This is a genomic window from Halostagnicola sp. A-GB9-2, from assembly GCF_030068615.1.
Taxonomy (GTDB): domain Archaea; phylum Halobacteriota; class Halobacteria; order Halobacteriales; family Natrialbaceae; genus Halostagnicola.
In genome coordinates this window covers 612,311-630,368 of record NZ_JASJOC010000001.1, presented here as the reverse complement: position 1 = coordinate 630,368, position 18,058 = coordinate 612,311, and the positions used below count along the sequence as shown (strand labels likewise).

The 18,058-nt window shown below is 62.4% G+C and carries 20 protein-coding genes; 6 read left to right on the top strand and 14 right to left on the bottom strand.

Features of this window, described 5'->3' with window-relative positions; all coding sequences use genetic code 11:
* Positions 1–139 precede the first annotated feature (139 nt).
* Complete coding sequence (locus tag QNM96_RS03160) at positions 140–544, bottom strand: TRAM domain-containing protein (protein ID WP_283834558.1); 405 nt, start codon at positions 542–544, stop codon at positions 140–142.
* Positions 545–785: 241 nt separating this feature from the next.
* Entirely contained in the window at positions 786–2,510 is a 1,725-nt protein-coding gene (locus QNM96_RS03155; protein ID WP_283834557.1) for a radical SAM protein, read from the bottom strand.
* A 172-nt stretch (positions 2,511–2,682) separates the two neighbouring features.
* Here QNM96_RS03155 and QNM96_RS03150 point away from each other — a divergent pair, with 172 nt between their 5' ends.
* Both QNM96_RS03150 and QNM96_RS03145 read left to right on the top strand, forming a co-directional pair.
* On the top strand, positions 2,683–2,841 hold the full coding sequence (locus tag QNM96_RS03150; protein ID WP_283834556.1) for a hypothetical protein: 159 nt from the start codon (positions 2,683–2,685) through the stop codon (positions 2,839–2,841).
* Positions 2,842–3,084: 243 nt separating this feature from the next.
* Positions 3,085–3,600, top strand: coding sequence for an Hsp20 family protein (locus QNM96_RS03145; RefSeq protein ID WP_283834555.1), 516 nt, complete (start codon positions 3,085–3,087; stop codon positions 3,598–3,600).
* Between the two features lie 134 nt (positions 3,601–3,734).
* Here QNM96_RS03145 and QNM96_RS03140 read toward each other — a convergent pair whose 3' ends face one another.
* The 6 genes from QNM96_RS03140 to QNM96_RS03115 form a co-directional block, all read right to left on the bottom strand.
* Positions 3,735–4,931 carry an FAD-dependent oxidoreductase gene (locus tag QNM96_RS03140; RefSeq protein ID WP_283834554.1) on the bottom strand — a complete coding sequence of 399 codons (1,197 nt, stop codon included), beginning with the start codon at positions 4,929–4,931 and terminating at the stop codon, positions 3,735–3,737.
* Between the two features lie 224 nt (positions 4,932–5,155).
* Positions 5,156–5,938, bottom strand: a complete 783-nt coding sequence (locus QNM96_RS03135) for a luciferase (protein ID WP_283834553.1) — start codon at positions 5,936–5,938, stop codon at positions 5,156–5,158.
* Positions 5,939–6,079: 141 nt separating this feature from the next.
* Entirely contained in the window at positions 6,080–6,667 is a 588-nt protein-coding gene (locus QNM96_RS03130; RefSeq protein WP_283834552.1) for a CoA pyrophosphatase, read from the bottom strand.
* Positions 6,668–6,671: 4 nt separating this feature from the next.
* Positions 6,672–7,175, bottom strand: coding sequence for a hypothetical protein (locus tag QNM96_RS03125; RefSeq protein ID WP_283834551.1), 504 nt, complete (start codon positions 7,173–7,175; stop codon positions 6,672–6,674).
* 122 nt (positions 7,176–7,297) lie between these two features.
* Entirely contained in the window at positions 7,298–8,422 is a 1,125-nt protein-coding gene (locus tag QNM96_RS03120) for a glycosyl transferase family 2 (RefSeq protein ID WP_283834550.1), read from the bottom strand.
* Between the two features lie 115 nt (positions 8,423–8,537).
* Positions 8,538–9,755, bottom strand: coding sequence for an MFS transporter (locus tag QNM96_RS03115; protein ID WP_283834549.1), 1,218 nt, complete (start codon positions 9,753–9,755; stop codon positions 8,538–8,540).
* Positions 9,756–9,871: 116 nt separating this feature from the next.
* Between QNM96_RS03115 and QNM96_RS22905 the strand changes: the two genes are divergently transcribed.
* Positions 9,872–10,042 (top strand): HVO_0758 family zinc finger protein, encoded by a 171-nt coding sequence (locus QNM96_RS22905; protein WP_345782513.1) that lies wholly within the window; start codon positions 9,872–9,874, stop codon positions 10,040–10,042.
* A 173-nt stretch (positions 10,043–10,215) separates the two neighbouring features.
* On the opposite strand, the gene QNM96_RS03110 is transcribed toward QNM96_RS22905, so the two are convergent.
* From QNM96_RS03110 to QNM96_RS03090, 5 genes are all read right to left on the bottom strand, one after another.
* Positions 10,216–11,415: a DHH family phosphoesterase gene (locus QNM96_RS03110; protein WP_283834548.1), complete on the bottom strand. Its 1,200-nt coding sequence runs from the start codon at positions 11,413–11,415 to the stop codon at positions 10,216–10,218.
* Between the two features lie 78 nt (positions 11,416–11,493).
* The gene (locus QNM96_RS03105; protein ID WP_283834547.1) at positions 11,494–12,399 is read right to left on the bottom strand and encodes an SDR family oxidoreductase; all 906 of its coding nucleotides are present in this window, start codon (positions 12,397–12,399) and stop codon (positions 11,494–11,496) included.
* A 45-nt stretch (positions 12,400–12,444) separates the two neighbouring features.
* Positions 12,445–12,663, bottom strand: a complete 219-nt coding sequence (locus tag QNM96_RS03100) for a hypothetical protein (RefSeq protein WP_283834546.1) — start codon at positions 12,661–12,663, stop codon at positions 12,445–12,447.
* 22 nt (positions 12,664–12,685) lie between these two features.
* Positions 12,686–13,666: a TFIIB-type zinc ribbon-containing protein gene (locus tag QNM96_RS03095; RefSeq protein ID WP_283834545.1), complete on the bottom strand. Its 981-nt coding sequence runs from the start codon at positions 13,664–13,666 to the stop codon at positions 12,686–12,688.
* 302 nt (positions 13,667–13,968) lie between these two features.
* Positions 13,969–14,643, bottom strand: coding sequence for an HD domain-containing protein (locus QNM96_RS03090; protein ID WP_283834543.1), 675 nt, complete (start codon positions 14,641–14,643; stop codon positions 13,969–13,971).
* A gap of 228 nt (positions 14,644–14,871) precedes the next feature.
* On the opposite strand from QNM96_RS03090, the gene QNM96_RS03085 reads away from it, so the two are divergent.
* The 3 genes from QNM96_RS03085 to QNM96_RS03075 all read left to right on the top strand — a co-directional run bounded on the left by QNM96_RS03085 (position 14,872) and on the right by QNM96_RS03075 (position 17,558).
* Positions 14,872–15,288, top strand: a complete 417-nt coding sequence (locus QNM96_RS03085; protein ID WP_283834542.1) for a cobalamin B12-binding domain-containing protein — start codon at positions 14,872–14,874, stop codon at positions 15,286–15,288.
* Entirely contained in the window at positions 15,285–16,418 is a 1,134-nt protein-coding gene (meaB, locus tag QNM96_RS03080; RefSeq protein WP_283834541.1) for a methylmalonyl Co-A mutase-associated GTPase MeaB, read from the top strand. Before QNM96_RS03085 ends, meaB begins: the two co-directional genes overlap by 4 nt.
* Positions 16,419–16,619: 201 nt before the next feature.
* On the top strand, positions 16,620–17,558 hold the full coding sequence (locus tag QNM96_RS03075; RefSeq protein ID WP_283834540.1) for an alpha/beta hydrolase: 939 nt from the start codon (positions 16,620–16,622) through the stop codon (positions 17,556–17,558).
* 135 nt (positions 17,559–17,693) lie between these two features.
* On the opposite strand, the gene QNM96_RS03070 is transcribed toward QNM96_RS03075, so the two are convergent.
* Positions 17,694–17,924 carry a hypothetical protein gene (locus tag QNM96_RS03070; RefSeq protein WP_283834539.1) on the bottom strand — a complete coding sequence of 77 codons (231 nt, stop codon included), beginning with the start codon at positions 17,922–17,924 and terminating at the stop codon, positions 17,694–17,696.
* Positions 17,925–18,058 lie beyond the last annotated feature (134 nt).

Genomic DNA, 18,058 nt, shown 5'->3' with positions numbered 1-18,058 from the left:
GATCTGTTCGGGTTTTCGACGCGTTCGACTGCAACTGCTTCGGACCCAGTTCTTCGAACCGAGAAAGAGAGACGATACTCCGATCTCCACCCATCACCGGATGTATCGCTCGTCCGCGAGGGGTCGATTCCTCAGCGGATTAGAACGTCTCTTCGATAACTTCGCCGACCGCGAAGTTCGACTTGACTTCGCTGACTTCGACCTTGACGCGTTCCCCGACGTCGGCGCCGGGAACGATAATAACGTAGCCGCGTTCGACGCGAGCGATTCCGTCCCCTTGCTTGCCAATGTCCTCGATTTCGACGTATCGAGTTTCGCCGACATCGACCGGTGGCTGCGGTTCGGACGGCGGACTCGATCGTTCTGCCGTGATGGATGTCTCTTCAGTCGCCTCGTCTCGCGAAATCAGCGCGACCTTGTAGATATCCCCCGGTTCGACGTCGCCGGTCTCTACTTCCTGGCGTGGTACTTCGATAACGTATCGATCCTCCTCTTCCGAAACATCTGTACTGAACAGACACAGGAGTTTTTCAGATATTTCCACAGTTAGACCCTCACGTTTCTGTCTGAATCGCATGCATAATAGAACTACCGACAGAACGCTCGCGTTTTCGGGCGTGTGGACGGCGATTTCGGACTGTGACTGGATCGGCCGGATCGTCAAATCGCCAGCCCACGGAGGGATTGTGAGTTAATAGCTCCCAACGCGTGGCGTCGAACGATTTGTCGAGGGGATAACGTGCGAATAAGTAACAGCCTGTTCGATTCGGTCTCCCCTCCACAATTCAGTCCGCTCGGTTTGGCGAATTCGCCGTCGCGAACCGCGTCAGATCCGCGTCTACACCGGCATCGGCGTCGGCGACGGATCCGTAGGGCCGATTGACCACGATGTCGCCCGCGCGACTCGAGCCAATTCCCGGAATCGCCTCGAGTTCGTCCATCGAGGCGCTGTTGATGTCGAGTGGGTAGGGAACACCGGAGACCGACCGATAGCCGTGATCGACGACGGCGACGTCGAGCGTTCGGCCCAACTCCAGTTCTCCGGGGATGCCGACGAGAAGCGGGTATGTTCCGAGCTGGCGACCGAACGTCGTCCCGTCCTGGTGGTACTCGAGGTGGATGTCCGGGAGAACGGTCCCCTTCGGGGCGACGCGCCCGAGCATCGGGTTGTCAATCTCCTCTCGGACCTGTTTCTTGTAGCGTTTGAACAGGTCCTTGTGCTCGTTTGCGATCGTCGCCCCGGTATCAGACATCTCGGTTCCGTCGAAGGACATGACTTGCCGGATGTTGATCCGGCGAAGCATGAGTCCCTCGTCGTAGACGCGTTTGAGAAACTCGAGGTTTCGTTCGTAGGTCTCCTCGCGTTCGGCTTTGAGTCCGTGCAGGAGGTTAATTCCGGGGAGAAGCTTCGGTAAGCGTGTCGGCGAATCGCCGCCCACTCGGTCGATTTCCGAGCGGTCCTCGGGTCGCCAGCCTGCCTCCTCGTTGACGATCTTGACCGCCTCGAAACACTCTTCGGCGCTAACGTTGAGGTTGTTCTCCTCCTGAACGAGCGGGTCGGCAGACTCGAGTCCGAACGCGGCCGTATCGCCCGGCGTGTTGTGCTCGGCGATGATCCGGATCCCCTCCCGACTCTGCTCGGGCCACTCGACGATCGTGATGGGATTCATATTGTCGAGGTGAAGCGTCTCGAGGTCGGGTGCGACCTCGCGGATCCCGCTGTAGAGCTGACGGAGCGCATCCGGGTTCGGGGCTTCGCCGTCGCCGCCGTAGGCGAGGATGTCGGCCTGCCGTCCGATTCGGAAGTGCTTGACGCCGTGGTTCGAGAGCGCGTCGACCTCGCCGACCACAGTGGGCGCCGGCCGGAACGTCGGGTTTCCGTAGAGCGGTTCGGTACAGAACGAACACCGGTAGGCACAGCCGCGAGAGGTCTCGAGTTCGCAGATGAGGTGCTCGGGATGGTTCGGATGCTGTTCGACGACGAACGCGCCCTCCTGGGCCCACCGCGTGACTTCGTCGACGTCGCGCATCCTGTTGTTGAATCCCTCGAGACCGCTCTCGACGAGATCGTAGACGGCCGCCTCGACGTCGCCCTTCGCGACGAAGTCGAAGTCGAGATCCTGACGTTCGGTTTCGGTCGCGCCGGCGTTTTCCTCGCCGACGCCGAACTTGACGGGGCCGCCCATCAGTGTCGTCCCGCTCGCCGTCCAGGCGAGCTTCCGGACTTCGTCCGGTTCCGCAGGGGTCCCGCCGACGTACTTGCCGGGAACGGTCATCCCGCCGAGGTAGACCAGCAGATCGGCCTCGTCGACGTCCTGCCACCGATCGGGCTCGTCGCGAAGTCCGTCGATCGTGTGGTACGTAATCTGCTCGCGCGGGACGCCGGCGTCGACCAGCGCGCCCGCCGCGTAGCGCGGATACGTCGAGATGTACGGTGGGACCCCGAAGTGTGCGGGCTCGTCGACGTAGCCGTCGACGATCGTGACCGAGAGCGTTTCGGGGTCTGTCATGGCACAGTGGTAGCGTCTCGAGGCCTAAAACGGTGACTACACGACTCGAGTGTGGGGCTTCGGACCCGTATCAACCTCCCTTGGTTCATACCTGCCCTCTTGGCCCGCACCGTCCCTCTCGAGCGGCTCCGGGACCCAACCGTTCATAATCGTTCTCGCACTACTGTGGTGTATGCCACCGACTGAAGAGATCAAGTGCACCGACGACGACTGCTTTCTCGACCTGTTCGAGAACCACTACACCTACGACGTTCCCGAGGATCACGACGTTTCGGCGCTTTCGTGTCCGGTCTGTGCGGGCACCGACTGTCTCGAGGTCGTCGAACTCTAGCTATCGGACTCCGGAGCTCCGATCGTCTCTCCTCAACGAACCCCCTCACCGAGACTCTTCGGTGAACTCGCAAAATCGTTGCCGTCGGCGATTGTACTCACTAACACCCCGACTGCGGGTCGGCTTCGTCAGACGTTATTTTCCATTCAGCAAAACCAATATCAACGAGCGTCTCCTAGGACCTCTCGTGGGTATGTACGCTAGTCAGTCCCTGCGTGTGGTCTCCGCTACAGGTGGTCCGGTGTGGCATTGAAAGATATCGGCGGCTCGGTCGGAAACGTGTTGTACCGACAGATCGGCCGCGTCAGTAGTTACACCCAACGAAAGCGCTCGTTACGGTCCGATATTCTCGAGAACGAGACGTCGTATCTCGTCGTCTTCGATGCGCCGGGTGCCGAAGCCGAAGAGCTACAGGTTCGGTATCTCGACGGCACTGTCAACGTTCAGATCGATCGGTTTCGACAGTTCCACGACGGATTCCGAATGCGCTTTCCCGGCCGCTCGATGTCGCTCGAGGGCGATGCCGAACTTCCCGACGACGCGATCGTCGAACCCGATGCGGGTACGGCGAGACTAACGGAGGTCGGTACGCTCAACGTCGAAATACCCAAAGACGGGACCGGAGAGGGAGCGGGAGAGTATTCGGAAGACGTCGCGGTCAGCGATTCCGACGGTGCGGCAGAAGACGTCCCGGTCGACGACGCCGAGGGCATCGAAGGCGGCGAACCCGGAGCCGACGAGATCACCATCGACGACTGATACTGCCGGCTGTACGTCGTTCACAATTCTTGTCGCCCCGAGGTGTGAGAATCTTCATAGAGGTACAGCCGGCTGTATGAGGTCCTACAACTCGTTTTCAACCGATCCGTCGCTTCGTTCCGACCGTTCTGCCGTTAGGAATCGACGTTCATCCCTTCGACGATATCGAACGACTCGTCTCCGTCGAATCGGGTCGGATCGAATCGCTCGAGTCCGCCCTCGCCGAGCACCTTCGACGCGAGGCGTTCGCCGATCGCGGGTGCCCGCATGAAGCCGTGGCCCTGGAAGCCGGTCGCGACGAACATCCCCTCCCGCAGTTCGCCGACGAGCGGATCCCGATCCGGCGTTGCAGTACAGAGGCCAGCCCAGGATCGGTCGACCTCGAAGTCGATCCCATCGAGTCGGCCATCGACCCGTTCGTGGAGGTCCTCGACGAACTCCGGTGAGGCCGTCAGGTCGTACTCGTCCGGATCCGCTTCGGTCGGCTCGGTTCCGTTCCCGACGAGGATTCCGTCCACGTGGGGCCGTAGATAGAAGCCGTCGGTCGCGTCGTAACACATCGGTTCCTCGAAGTCACCGCTCGCGACGAGCGCTTGCACGCGGTACGGTTTCATCGCGATCGAGACACCGGCCTCGGCGAGCAGTCGTTTCGTGTGTGCGCCCGCAGAGACGACGACGGCGTCGACTTCGTGCTCGCCTCGAGCCGTCCCCGATCCGTCGCGGGTTACGATGCGAGGTGGTTCCGCCTTCACGCCGACCGGCGTGTTCGCCTCGAGAGTTGCACCGGCGCCGGTCGCGGCGGCCGCGAGACAGGCCGTGTACTGGGCGGGGTCGGTGTATCCTGCCGCACCCGCCACGGCGGCGACCGCCACGTCGTCGCTCCGAAGGGCCGGAAAGCGCTCGCCGAGTTCCTCGCCGTCCATCTCGAGGGCGACGATGCCGTTGTGTTGCATTCGATCGACTTGCTCTCGGATCGCGTCCGCCCGCTCGTCGTCGCCGTCTCGAGCGAGCCAGACGTAGGGACACTCGACGAACGGGAAGGTATCGTCGCCCGAAAACGCGCGAAAGCGCTCTATCGAGTCGCCCGCGATGTCGGCGTCGAGCGAGTCCGCGAACGCGTCGTAACAGAGTCCCGCCGCCCGTCCACTCGCGCCGCTTGCGACATCGCCGCTGTCGTATAGCGTGACGTCCGCACCCCGGCGTGCCAGGTCGTACGCCACCGTCGAGCCGACGGCTCCGGCCCCGACGACGGCTACCTCGAGTCCCGCGCCGTCCTCGTCGAACGCGTCGGCACCGATCGCGAGCTCCGCGTCGGTGGCTGACTCGCTCACGGCAGATCACCGTCAGTCACCGTCGATCACCGTTGTTATTCGAGGTCCAGGCGCTCGAGAAATCTCTCCGCGAGGTGTCCATCGAGAGACGGGAGGGCGGTCGTGTCATATCGACCACTCGGCGTCGGAGATCCTTATTATGCCGGGATGGCCATCAAAATTAGAACGGGTTTCATTCGTTCGCGGACCGATTCGTTCGCGGACCTTCGGCCGTGAGAACTCGGCTATTCGAGGAACGCCTCGAGCCCGGACGCGGGATAGCCGACGACGGTCGTCGCGCCCGCCTCTCGCAGGCTCTCGGTTTGTTCTTGGACCACAGCTTCCGGTCCGACGAGTGCGTAATCTTTCGCCGCCTCGAGGAGGATCTCTCGAGATCTCCCCTGTGCGCTCGCGTCCGTCCGTGCCTCCTCCGGGAGCGCCTTCGAAACGGGGCGACGACGGGCGACGTACGAGCCGATCGCCTCGAGAATCTCGTCCTCGTCGTCGGCGAACACCGTCGGCGCGTAGACCGAGATCTCGTCGTCGAATCCGGCGTTGCGCAGGGATCGAAGCTCCCGTTCGGTCGTTCTCGAGTACAGTTCGAACTGCGTCGCGCCGGTCGCCATCGCGATCCGCTCAACGCCTTCGGTGCCGACCCAGGCGTCGGGGTCGCTCTCAAGGGCGGCACCGAGTCGCGGCGAGACTGCTCGCGTCTGTTCTTCGTCCGTGAGATACGCGGCGTGTCCCGCCACGAGAATTCGCCCGACGCCTTCGGGGAGCTTCCCGAGGAGCGTCTCGTCGCCGAGCGGATCGAAGCCGTCGGCTCGGACCGGCGTCGTCAGAAACACGTCCGCCGACTCCGAGAGGGATTCGAGGGCTTCCTCCTCGGGGAGGTGCGCCCGTCCTTCGTAGTCGATGACGATCGTCTCGACGGGGACCGACGCGGCGTTCGAGACGTCACACTCGGCTGGTTTGAGCGCGATCGCGTCCAATCCGGCGCGGGTTATGGGGCTCGTGGCTGTCAACATGAACGATTACCTCACGCGATGCCGTCGTTCGGCGTTTGAAAGCGCCGATAGCGACAGTTCGTCGATGCGGTTGTCCGTGGGTGCGGGATGTGTCCGCAAAAGGGTGGCGTTTCAGACGCCGGCGACGGATTTTCTGACCGTTCAAAACGGTGAATTTTCGACTCGATCGTCCGGTTCGAAATCGGTCGCCAACTCGAGGAGTTGGACCAAAATGTTCCCCGTCGCTCCCCAGACGGTGTAGCCGTCGACGTGGAAGTAGTGAACCACGGCCTCGCCGTACGTCGGGTGGCTCCGTCGTTCGCATTCGTAGTTCTCCGGATCGAGGAGCCCGGACAGCGGAAGGATGGCAATTTCGGCGACTTCGTGTTCGTCCGCGTCGTATTCCCGATCCGGGACGCGACCCACGAACGGCGTGACGGCGTACTCCGTGATTGTCCGAATGTCGTCGAGCTGGCCCACGATTTCGGATTCGTGGTCCTCGAGGCCGATCTCTTCGGTAGCTTCCCTGAGCCCGGTCTCGAGGATCGTCTCGTCCCCGGGTTCCGCGCCGCCGCCGGGAAAGCTCATCTGTCCGGGATGTTCGCCGAGGTGATCCGCTCGTTTCGTAAACAGGAGGTAATCCTCTCCGTCGCGGTCGATAACCGGTGCGAGGACCGCGGCGTCGTAGGCCTGATCATCGATACGGGTCGGCTCGTAGTCGGCTATCGCGTCGAGGTGAAGGCGTGACATGCGCTCAGTCGAGTCCCTCCTCGAGGCGTCCCCGCTCGTCTGCGAGTTCGACCGGTGCCCACGCCTCGATGTCGTAGCTCACTTCGAGCAGGTACTCGAGTCGTTCGTCACTGCGCGCTCCGTTCAGCGCCTCGTCGATAGCGTCGGAAAACCGGTCTCGAGCGGTCTCGCCGAGCGCCTCTCGGTCGAACCGCCGTCGGTCGATGTCGAGAATGTGGGGAACGTCCTCCGCGTACTCCGGAACCTCGGGGAACGCCGCCGGCCCGGAAACGTAGAACTGATCCTCAGCGTCGAGGGTTCGAGGGTCCGTCGTCATCTCCGCTACGGTACACTCGAGCAACGTAAACGACTCGAGGCCGTCGTCGATCGCCTCCTCGAGGGCTCCCTCGTCGATCGAGCGACCGTCCGCGCGAAACGCGGCCTCCGAGAGCGCCCGCTCGAGTTCGTCGCGGGAGAGTCCGCCGAAGAGGTCGACGACGCCAGCGAGTTCGTCAGCCGTCGCATCCATACCCACGCTAACGGCGGGTCCGCTGATAGGGGTTTCGAGCGAATACGTTCGGTCGTACTGAGACAGCGCGAAAAAACGATGATTCCCGCGTCGCGGAGCCGGGATATCCCCAACCGCGCTCGTCAATCCTGCGTTCCCGGTTCGAGGCGCTTTTCGGGCCACGGCTGGGCCGCCTCGAGTACCGCTGAGGGGTCGAGCGACGCGTCGACCCACCGCGGGAGTCGTCGATCCGAACCCGGCGGTTCGATCGAGCTTGCGTAGCGCTCGAGTTGATCGCGTTCCGCCGAGACGTCGTAGGAGAGGTCGTTGAATCTCGCATCGGCCTCGTACTGGCTGATCAACTGCCGCCCCGCGTCGAGGTACCGCTTACGGAGCGTTCGGTACTCCGGCTCGACGCCGCGTTCCTCGAAGACCCGCAACAGTTCGGCGGCGACCGCTCTGCTCATCCCCTCGAGCCCGGCGTCGCCGGCGACGGCTCGGTGGTCGTGTTCGTGCCGACCGAGGTCGACCTGTGCTGTTCCCTCGAAGCCGGCGTACTCGAACGCGTCGCCCAGCGTTCCGACCTCGAGCCCCCAGGCTCGCGGCGCGCGGAGTCTGCGGACTAGCTCCGACGACGCCGCGAACTCGCCGGCGAGGGCGTACCGGAAGGAGCTGAGGTAGGAAACGATCGGTTCGTCGTGGCGCGCCTCGAGTGCACGGACGAGCGGCTCGTAAAAGAGGCGGAACAGTCGCCCGTAGAGTTGACCGTCCTCGACGCGCGCGTAGTATCCCTTCGAGAACTCGAACCCGTTCCTCAGCGGTGCTAACAGACGGGCGACGTGGTTTCCCTCGTAGCTTCGCGCGTCCGCGTCGTGAACGACGACGTACTCACACGCCTCGGCCGCGGGGCCGAGCGCGAGCCAGACATCGCGCCCTTTTCCGAAGCCGTTGTCGAGCCCGACCGTCCCCAGCAACTCCTCGACGGCTGGTGCGTTACACCAGAGAACCGACAGTGAGAGGTCGAACGACTCGAGCCAGGTGCGAAACGGCTCGATCCGATCGGGCGAGGCGCGGACGGGAACGAAGACTCGGGCCGGATCGACCGCCTCGAGTTCGGCGAGGACGCGCTTGGCCGCTGGACTCTCGTGTTCCCGATCGGTCATCGGAACGACGACGGCCGTTTCCTCGAGCGCGGCTTCGACGTCCCCGACCCGAGGCGTCGATCCGAACTCGTGGAGCGTGGCAATTCGCTCCTGGACGTATTCCATCGGTGGACACTTCGAGCGGAGAACCAAAACGGCCACGACTCGGGCGAGCCACGGCGGATAGGATGGCTCAGCCGCTCACGGCGGGATCGTTCGTGAGTTCGGGGGAGCGTTTGGATTATCTCGAGCCGCCGTTGGGAAGCAGGTTTGCGAGCCAGAGCCCGATCAGTGCGACGATCAAAACGACGAGCCCGCCGGCGAGCCCGGTAAACACCTCGTCGAAGCTGAATCCGATGTCGACGAGGCCGCCGACGAGGACGCTCCCGACGGCCTGAATGGGCATCATCGTGCCGCTGAAGACGGCGTAGCCGCTCCCACGGTGAGAATCCGGAAGGGAGGCCAGAATGTAGGTGTCCGTCGCCGGAAAGAGGCTGTGCATCACGTAGCCGATCACCGCCGAGATGAGGAAGACGGCGAGGAGACTTTCTGCGAGGATTAGGCCGACGAGACAGATGACGAAGCCGATCAGAACGGCGAGCATGAGCGGCACGAACGAGATTCTATCGGCGATAACGCCAGTGAGCCAGAACGCGGGGACGCCGGTCGCAAAGACGACGGTGAGCAGGATCTGCGAGATTCTCTCGGAGAATCCCTTCGATTCCACGAGGTAGACCACGTACATGTTAAAAACGCCGTTCCAGACGAGCCCCGCGAGGCCGACGATCGCGATTCCCGTGAGGATGATCTTCCACTGGGCGAACAGCGCCTCGGTGAGGTTCAGGTCCGTGCGTCCGGCACCGGGGAGGTCCACTCGGCGCGCGGTCAGGTAGAACGCGAACGCGGAGATCACCGCCCCGACAGCCATCAATAGAAAGATCACCCGCCAGGCGGCGATCGGGAGGAACGCGATCGCGTAGACGGCGGCGACGAGCGGCGGTGCGGCGACCGCCGCGAGCTGGCTCGCCATTCCGTTGATCCCGATCGCACGACCCGGTCGGTCGGGAAAGAGCTCGCTCACCAGCGGCATCGCTGAAACGTAATAGACCCCGCTCGCGATGCCCATCAATAGGGCACCGACGTAGAGAATCGAAAGCGAGGGAGCGAGCGCGGCGAACACCGAACCGCCGGCGAGGATGAGTCCCGTTGCGAGCACCACCCATCGCCGGGGAACTTTCGTCAGGATGTATCCCGTCGGAAAGCGCGGCGCTGCGCTTCCGACCCAGACCAGCGTCGCGAGGAGACCAACCGCGCCCGCGCTCGCACCGAACGTGGTTCGAAACGGCTCGAGAAGCGGCGCGTAGATCATCCGGCCGAGGTTCACCAGAAAGACGAGTCCGCACAGCGACCCGAAGACTGCCGTCCGGCCGCGAAAGCGCTGGGTCACTGGATCGTTCATACGGTAGCTGTCGGTCGCTCCCAAGTCATGCTTTCGAATCGAAACGCCATAAATGACAAGTTTCGAGATAAAAACAGCCCCTGTCTTTTTCTCCCCGACCTTCGTAGGGGGTGAACATGCAATCAATCCGGAAGGCACTTCGTAAGGGTGAACTCGATAAGGACACCTACGAGCGAGTGGTCTGTGCTGACTGTGATAAACCCCTCAAGACCGAAAACGATCCGGATACGATCACGACGATTCGGATTTGTCCGGAATGTAACACGAAGTGGAAGGAAATCCGGTAACCGCTCGATTCGTCCGTCGACTCACACCCTCTTTTCGGTCGATTTCGACTGATCCGTTTTGGCCCGATTCGCTCGAGTCTCGATTCCCCCGACGACCGGCTTCGTCGACCGAGCGCCAGTCCACACCGTGCGTGGTCGAACATCCGCCGCGTCGGTAGAACGCGCGTTGTGCTTCAGGACCGATCGCCAGCCATCGCCGAGAATAACCGGTCTTCGAACTCAACGTGGCTGATTCCGTCCGACGGGCCGATGCCGCGCATGTGTTCGACCGAGAGCTGACCGCCACCCATTCGGGCGTGACCGCCGGCGTTGGCCATCGGAATGTCGCTGACGACGTGTCGAAGGGTCTCTCCCATGTGAACCCTGTCGTCGCGCGAGCGCCCGGAGAGGTGTAACGTCCCGTCGTTTTCTCCGTAGACGACGACGGCCGTAACTCCCTCGAGGTGCATGAGTTCGTCCGCGGCCTGTGGAATCGCGTCGACGTTGCCGATCTTCCCGACGTCGCAGGTGGCGAACGAACCCTCGACGCGCTTTTCCGTGATCGCTTTTGCTTTGATCTGTAACACGTCGTCGCTTACCTGCGGGTTGGCGATCCGATCGAGGCTGTCCTCGTCGATTCCCGAGAAGAGAAACGCACATGCGTCGAACTCCGCCCTCGAGCACCCTTTTGTCAGGTTGTTCGTATCCGACTGAATGCCGTACAACAGCCCCGTCGCGAGTTCGGGCGAAATTTCGAAGTCGCCGTCGTCCTCTTCCTCTTCGGCCATCACCGCGTCCATATCCTCGAGATACTCGACGATGATCGTCGAGGCCGCGCCGTAGTCGGTTCGGACGTCGGTAAACGACGTTCCCGCCCCGTTGCCCGGGTGGTGATCGACAACGACGACCGGCTCGACGGTTTGAGCTCCCGTGAACCCACGCGGCGTGTTGTGATCGACCAGCACCACGGTCTCGGCCGCGAGGTCGGAGCTCGATTCGACCGTTTCGAGGTCGAGGTCCAGGACGGTCCTGAACGCGCGATTTTCCTGATGTCGTATCTCGCCGGGATACTGAAGCGTCGTCTCAGTGTCGACCGAATCCGCGATTTCGGCGACGCCCATCGCACACGCCATCGCATCGGGGTCGGGGTTTGGGTGCATCAACACCGCCACTTCGTCGTGTGTGGCCAGAACCCGCTTGAGACGCGAGCCGGGCGGTCGGCGAAACCACCTGACGAGCCACCAACCCCCCAGGAAGATTCCGACAATCCCCAAAACGACTAACGAAAGGACGAGCGGATCCGTCGACTCAGCGAAATCCACAGCGCCGTCGACCGCCAACGCGCCGTCACTGCCGGACGCGTCCCCCGGCAAACGGACTCCCCGATAGCTCATACCCCACTGTTAAATCGAGCCACCAAGAATTTTCCCCCATCTGACTCGTTTCAACCCAGCAATAATTGGCAGTAGTGTTCACTCGTTTGCCGTAGCGTTTCCGGAATAGTCATCGATAGCGGCCCGATACCCCGCACGAAACGTCGGATACGCGAATTCGTACCCGAGCGACCGCAATTTCTCGTTCGAGCATCGTTTGCTGGTCAGAATCCGCCGTTCGGCGGCCGCCGAAATGTCCCCTCCCTCGAGTCGTTCGGTTTTCGTCTGCTTGGGCGGCTCTTCGACGCCTGCGGCCTCGGCAAGCCAGTCGGCAAACGCCCACTTCTCGACCGGTTCGTCGTCGACGACCTGCACGACCTCGCCGCGTGCGAGGTCCTCCTCGAGCAGGAATCGAACGGCTCCCGCCGCGTCGTCGCGGTGGACCATGTTCAGATATCCCGCCGTGACCGGCCCCTCGAGATATCGCTCGAGCCGGTAGCGTTCCGGTCCGTAGAGGCCCGCGTATCGGGCGACGGTGCCGTCGAACCCGTATTCGGGCGGGAGTTCGAGCGCGACGCGCTCGGCCTCGGCGAGCACCTCCGTCTTCTCGGTGGTCGGCTCTACGGGCGTCTCTTCGTCGACCCAGTCGCCGTCGTGATCGCCGTGAACGCCGGTCGAAGACGTGTAGACCAGCCGATCCGGCGGATCGTCGCGCGACCCGAAGGTTTCGATCGCCGTGCGAAGGCCCTCGACGTACACCCGCCGCGCTGCACTCGCGGCGCGTCCGCCGCTGCTCGCGGCGAATACGATGGCGTCGACGGCCGGCACGGACTCGAGTTCGCGCTCGTCGGTGATATCCGCTTGAATCCCTTCGAAGCCGTGGGATTCGATCGTCTCGATACCCTCGCTCGAGCGTCGGACGCCGATCGCGTCGTGACCGCGCTCGGCGAGCTGGCGACCGAGTTCGCAGCCGACGTGGCCACAGCCCAAAATTGCAACTCGCATACGAAAATTCGGGGGCGAGACCCCATAATGCCACCGCTGTGGTAGCTATTCTTCCGAAGAATTGGTTTCTCGCGGGTGAGCGGTATCGCTTTCGGCAAGTCGGTACCTGCCGGACCCGATTAGCCGAACGCGCCCCCGCTTGTGGAGCCGATCGCACGCGACTTCGACCGTCATCGGGTGGTCCTCGAGAACGGACGCGAGTTCGGCCATGTCGAGCGGTTCCCGCTCGGAAAGCTGCCGGAGTATTCGCTGTTCGGTATTCATTCGCTGGTTCCTTGTGCGTCGCTCATCGGTCGTCCTGGTATTCTGCATAGACATCGAGAATCTCTGTATAGCGTTTTCGAATCGTCACACAACTCACGTGAGCAATGTCGCTCACGGCTTCCTGGGTCACGTCCTCGTTCGACAGCCGACCGGCGGCGTACAGCGCTGCGGCGGCGATACTCGCCGGACTTCGACCGCTGTGGAGCGCCTCGGCTTTCGCCGCCTCGAGCAACTCCCGCGAGAGCCCTTCGGCTTCGTCGCTGATCTCGAGCGCGGAGGAAAACTGCGGAACGTACTGGAGCGGATCCGCTGGCTCGAGTTGAAGGTCCAGTTCCTGAGAGAGATATCGATAAGCTCGCTGAATTCGAAGCTTTTCGACACGGCTCACCGTCTCGAACTCGACGAGTGTCCGCGGCGTCCCGTGTTGTCGCGCGCCGGCGTAGAGACTCGCCGTCGCCATCCCTTCGATGGATCGGCCCGGCAACAGTTCGCGCTCGACGGCGCGCCGATAGATGACGCCCGCCGTTTCTCGACACGGCTTTGGAAGGCCGAGCGCGGAAGCCATCCGATCGATCTCGCCGAACGCCTGCTTGAGGTTCCGCTCTCGAGCGTTTTTCGTGACGAATCGCTCGTCCCACGTTCGGAGTCGCTTGAACAGTTTGCGCTTTCTCGCCGAGAGTTGCTTTCCGTACCCGTCCTTGTTTCGCCAGTCGATCCGCGTGCTGAGCCCGTTGTCGTGTCGGAGTTCGCTCGAGGGCGCGCCGACGCGGCTCCGAGATTCGCGCTCCTGGGCGCTAAAGGCCCGCCACTCCGGGCCGCGATCGATCGTTTTCTCCCGTACCACGAGCCCGCACTCGCGACACGCCGTTTCTCCCTGTTCGGCGCTCCGCTGGAGCGTGCCGTCGCATTCCGGACACTCGGTCCTCGAGTCGGGGGATTTCGTCCGATCGATGGGTTCCTGTGTGTCGACGCGAGGCGGGGTCTTGGTGCGTATGTTGTCCATGGTTCGGAGCGGTTGTGATTCCTGGAAGCGACGAGGTTGTGGTCATCTAGCACATTCGGAGCGGGGCATAAGAGCGCGGGGCGGATTCCCAGCGAATAGGAATCCGCTTCGCGTTCCGACACGCCCTCAGCGGTCGGACTCGACCCAAACGGGTACGGCAGACGGCAGACATCGTTTGATACGGGCTATAACGAGGTAATAACCGCTCGAATATCACGAGAGGGCAACGGCTCGAAACGGGTGAAAACAGTTCAGTTTTTGACGCCTCAACGCCGAATCAGGGCCCGACTCCCTCGAGTGCCCTAGTTGCCGATCGCCGCGATTTCGTCTTCGAGCCAGTCGCTGAACCAGCGAACGCGTTTGAGCCGCTGGTGGGCGATGCTCTCGGCCGCATCGCTTTCGACGCGATTGGCGGCCTCGAGACCGCGCTCGAGGACCCGATCGACCATCTCCTCGGAGTCCATGTGCGTCCGAGCTTCGTAGCCCATGCGCAGGAGCATCAACGCGATTCCGTTCGCGCCGACCTTATCGAGCAAGTCGGCCTCGATGAGACACTGGGTCTCGAGTGCGAGGTCGTCCAGGTCGCCCTGATAGGAGTGGTATTCGACGGCTCGACAGACCTGCGAGATAAACGACTCGGGATACTCACCGCGGGACTCGAGGTACTCGCGGGCGACGCGAGCACCGGCTTCGGCGTGCAGTTCCTGATCGGTCTCGAGTTTGGCCACGTCGTGAAACAGTCCGGCGACGCGCGTAACGTCGACGTCTGCACCTTCTTGTTCTGCGATCTCCTCGGCGAGTGCGACGACGTTGAGGATGTGGTTGTGTCGGTACTCGGCGGAATGCCAGGGGTACCAGCGCATGCGACCACCTTCGTCCTCTTTCTCGACGCTGGCCGCTAGATACTCGAAGACAAAACTTTTCATCGCCTCGAACTCAGCGTCGGATACCCTGTTTTCTTTTATTTCGACGCCCACGAGAGATCCCTCCGCAGCAAACGAATGATAGTCATTACCGGAATATACGGTCGTTTCGCTCTTTAGCCTTTGGTTCGGGCAGGTTTTGGTTCCGGACGGTCGTATTAGGTGGGCAACGACGACACCTGACGTGCTTTACCGTTTATGGACACCATTCACATGATTGATACTGACACACCATAAGGAACGACCGTTAAAGTCAAACAGACGGCCCGGAAACGTAGGCCTATGAGCAGCGAACAGGAAGCGGAGTCGATTCGGTGTCTCGTCTCGAAAGTCGGTCTCGACGGACACGACCGCGGGGCACACGTCATCGCTCGAGCGTTCCGCGATGCCGGATTCGAGGTCATCTACTCCGGACTGCACAAAGCGCCCGACGAGGTTGTACAAGCCGCGGTCCAGGAGGACGTCGACGTCCTCGGCATTTCTATCCTCTCGGGAGCCCACAACACGCTCGTCCCGAAGATCATGGACGGTCTCGAGGAGTACGGTGCCAAAGACGACACGCTCGTCCTCGTCGGCGGCGTGATCCCCGACGAAGATCGACCGGCGCTCGAGGACGAGGGCGTCGCCGCCATCTTCGGTCCAGGGACCTCCATCGAAGAGACGGTCGACTTCGTCCGCGAAAACGCCCCGCAACGATGAGCGCGGCGGACGACCAGCTTCTCGAGGAACTGCTCGCCGGAAAGCATCGCGCGCTCGCCCGGACGATTTCGAAGATCGAGAACCGGTCGCCGGGCTACCGCGATCTCGTTTCGAAGCTCTACGCGCACACTGGCGAGGCGGACGTTATCGGCATCACGGGAAGCCCCGGTGCCGGCAAGTCGACGCTGGTCGACAAACTCGCGGAAACGTACCGCGAGCGCGGCGAAACGGTCGGCGTCATCGCCATCGACCCCTCCTCGCCGTTTACCGGCGGCGCGGTGCTGGGCGATCGCATTCGGATGGCCTCGACGGTCGGCGATATGGACGTTTTCGTGCGCTCGATGAGCGCCCGTGGCACCCTCGGCGGCCTCTCGACGGCGACCGCGGACGCCGTCAAAGCTATGGACGCCTTCGGAAAGGACAAAATCATCATCGAGACCGTCGGCGCGGGCCAGAACGAGATCGATATCGTTCGCACCGCCGACACCGTTGGCGTGCTCGTCCCGCCGGGCTCGGGCGACTCGATCCAGACGCTCAAGGCGGGGATCCTCGAGATCGCCGACGTGTTCGTCGTCAACAAAGCCGACCGGCCGGGAGCCGATCGGACCGTCAAGGAGTTAATGGAGATGATCGACCTCGGCGAGGGCGGCGGATTCGGCGGCGGGAGCGGCCATCACGGACCCGACGCCACGGATCACGCGACTCACGATGCCGGCGACGCGGCAGATGTCGGTGGATCGAACGCCGATTCGGCAGACGCAGACGTCTCGGACGGTGACGCGAGCTGGCGACCCCCGATCGTCGAAACCGTCGCCACGAAGGGTGAGGGAATCGACGAGCTCTTATCGGAATTTGCAACCCACCAAACCTACCTCGAGGAATCCGGCGAGCAGGCGGAAAACGCGCGTCAACGTTACGCCGAGGAGATCAGGACTCTCCTCAGAGAGGACGTTAATGCGCTCCTCGAAGAGCGACTTCAGGATGCCGGCGGCGTCGAAGCGTTAGCCGACGCGGTCCGAACCGGCGACACCGATCCGTACACGATCGCCGACGACCTTCTCGAGCCGGTCGAGGAGTGTCTCGAGGGACTCAAAACGGAGGAGACTCCGGAGACGAGTTCGCAGTCCTAACACTGTCGGCTGTCCCTCTATAAAGATTCTCCCACCCCGGGCGACGAGAACTGTGAACGACTTCCAGCCGACAGTATACGCAGTCGTCAGTGCGACGCGGCCGGTGCGGCTTTTTTCGCAGTGATACCGTCTGCGGCCGATCGAACACAGCTTCTGTAGACCGGCCGCAAGTTGAAGGTCGTCGACGACGAACCACGGGGCATGAAGCTTCGAACGGTAGTCGCCGGAGCCCTGGGAACCGCTGGTGCAGCCGTCCTCGGAAATCGCTTGCTCGCACGACGGGCGGGTGACCTCGAGAACCCCTTGCCCGGCGTCGAGCGAACCTATCGGTGGCGGGGGATGGACATCTCCTATACGGTCGCCGGCGACCCCGACGCGCCGGATATGCTCCTCTGTCACGGCATCCACGCGGCCGCCAGTAGCAACGAGTTCGATCCGATTTTCGAACGCCTCGCCGAGGACTATCACGTAATCGCCGTCGATCTCCCCGGATTCGGACGGTCGGATCGACCGCCGCTGGTATACTCCTCGCGGCTGTACGGCGAGTTTATCCGGGATTTCGCGAACGACGTGGCGGACTCGCCGATCCTCGTCGCGTCGTCGCTTACCGGCGCGTTCGCCGCTGAAGCCGCCGAAGAAGCGGATCTCGAGCGACTCGTGCTCATTTGTCCGACGGCTGAAACCGGGGACGAACGGCCCCGGCTCCGAACGCTCCTTCGGACGCCGGTCATCGGCACGACGCTGTTTAACTTCCTCTCGAGCAAGCCGTCGATCCGCTACTTCTACGACCGCGACGGCTACTACGATTCGGCCAACATCGACGAGGAACAGGTCGCCTACGGCTGGGAGAGCGCCCACCAGCCGGGCGCGCGCTATGCCCCAGCGTCGTTCGCGTCGGGCACGCTCGATCCCGATTCCGAGTTCGACCTCCAGACCGAACTCGCCGCCCTCGAGACGCCAACGACGCTCATCTGGGGTCGTGACGCCGAGTTAGTTCCCCTGCGCGACGGGCGAGACCTCGCGGAAGCGGCTGATCTGGATCTGGTCGTTATCGACTACTCGACCTTACTCCCCCACGCCGAACACCCTGAGAAATTCGTCGAGTACCTCGCCGCGGAGCTTCCGCATCTTGGGGAGTAATTGGCGAAAACGCGCTCGAGAACGAGCGAATGTGTCGCCCTCTCGAGGGTCGTCAAATGGCGATTACCATTTCGAATCCGCGATAAGTGCAGAGATAACGACGTTGGCATCGATGACCAGCTTCATTCGCCAAGTCTACGTCGATTCTTCTTCGACGTGCTTGCGTCCTTGTTCGTTTATTTTATTGGCGATTTCCTGAACATCGCGCTCGGTGAGTTCACTCTCATTGGTAAGTTCGTCCATCATCTCGAGCGTCTCAATCTTCTCTTGGATGGCCTGTCGCGTGACCTCACTCCAGTTGATTTCCGGGTGTTTTTCCATTTGGTCTTTGAGGTCGTCGTCCACGTTGACCGTGATACTAGGCATACAGAAATCTATGCTGACACAGAATAATGTGTCTTCAGGTGACCTCATACCAGTGCACGCAGGAGTCTCTCGCCGCGAAGATCGTTCCGCTCGACAGTCAACCGAATCCTGTACTCGGGGCGACGTGACCACTG